Source organism: Candidatus Methanomethylophilus sp. 1R26, assembly GCF_001481295.1.
In the GTDB taxonomy this organism is placed as follows: Archaea; Thermoplasmatota; Thermoplasmata; order Methanomassiliicoccales; family Methanomethylophilaceae; genus Methanomethylophilus.
In genome coordinates this window covers 1-540 of record NZ_LOPS01000038.1, presented here as the reverse complement: position 1 = coordinate 540, position 540 = coordinate 1, and the positions used below count along the sequence as shown (strand labels likewise).

General features: G+C 56.5%; 1 protein-coding gene. It reads right to left on the bottom strand.

Annotation, left to right across the window (positions count from 1 at the left end; all coding sequences use genetic code 11):
- The coding region (locus tag AUQ37_RS06975; RefSeq protein ID WP_157844341.1) for a hypothetical protein at positions 1-465 on the bottom strand (465 nt) is incomplete at its 3' end.
- Between the last annotated feature and the right edge of the window lie 75 nt (positions 466-540).

Here is a 540-nt window from a genome sequence, read left to right as displayed (position 1 = left end):
TATGAGGCCCTTCACATCGGTCTTCTCCCTCGGGAACATCCAGACATGCCCTTCGATGTACTCGGGGCGGTCGCTGCGCAGCTCGTCGAACAGATGCGCCATCGGTTCGTAGGTGCCTCCCTGGGAGCGGAACATGAAGATGCCGTCCATGTCCAGGGACCAGTACGAGATCTCCTTCGTCCCGGCGGGGGAGACGGCAGTCCTGATGACCGGATGGAAATGGGGATGCCAGCCCGTCTCGTATTGATGGACGGCGATGAAGCTTCCGTGACGGAGGTACCAGCAGACGAACGGGACCAGGAAAGGGCTGTCGTACATGCATACAAAGAAATTATCGCAGGGTTTGCCTTTTATAGTGGTCACGATGCCGCACTGGTAAAAGCTGAGCCCCTCGGGGTCCACGCCGAAATCGACCCTGTCGTAGGATCTTGACAACAGGTCTTCTTTGGTGAAGGAACGATGCATGAACACAAGCGGCCCGATGCGGTAAAACTCCTTGAAAGGCTTATGCTCCATCCTGCATGACTACTCGCAGATGTC